The 674-nt window shown below is 43.0% G+C and carries 1 protein-coding gene; it reads right to left on the bottom strand.

Annotated features, from left to right (window positions below):
• The coding region (locus K1J10_RS10655) for a hypothetical protein (protein WP_223357352.1) at window positions 1-674 on the bottom strand (674 nt) is incomplete at both ends.

The raw sequence follows: 674 nt of genomic DNA, 5'->3' as shown, positions 1-674 counted from the left end.
TCTTCTGATTCTGACGCGCTCACTGATTGTGATTCTGAAACGGATTCTGACGCTGATTCACTTAATGAGGTAGATGTTTCTTCTGACTCTGACGCGCTCACTGATTGTGATTCTGAAACGGATTCTGACGCTGATTCGCTCAAGGATGTAGATGTTTCTTCTGACTCTGATGCACTCACTGATTGGGATTCTGATACAGATTCTGATGCTGACTCACTTAGTGAAGTTGAAGCTTCTTCTGATTCTGACGCGCTCACTGATTGTGATTCTGATACGGATTCTGATGCTGACTCACTTAGTGAAGTTGAAGCTTCTTCTGACTCTGATGCACTCACTGATTGGGATTCTGATACAGATTCTGATGCTGACTCACTTAGTGAAGTTGAAGCTTCTTCTGATTCTGACGCGCTCACTGATTGTGATTCTGAAACGGATTCTGACGCTGATTCACTTAATGAGGTAGATGTTTCTTCTGACTCTGATGCACTCACTGATTGGGATTCTGATACAGATTCTGATGCTGACTCACTTAGTGAAGTTGAAGCTTCTTCTGATTCTGACGCGCTCACTGATTGTGATTCTGATACGGATTCTGACGCTGATTCACTTAATGAGGTAGATGTCTCTTCTGATTCAGATGCGCTCACTGATTGTGATTCTGATACGGATTCTGA

Source organism: Streptococcus australis, assembly GCF_019930045.1.
Classification (GTDB): Bacteria; Bacillota; Bacilli; order Lactobacillales; family Streptococcaceae; genus Streptococcus; species Streptococcus australis_D.
Note: the sequence above shows the minus strand (reverse complement) of the source record. Positions and strands in the feature narration are given on the sequence as shown.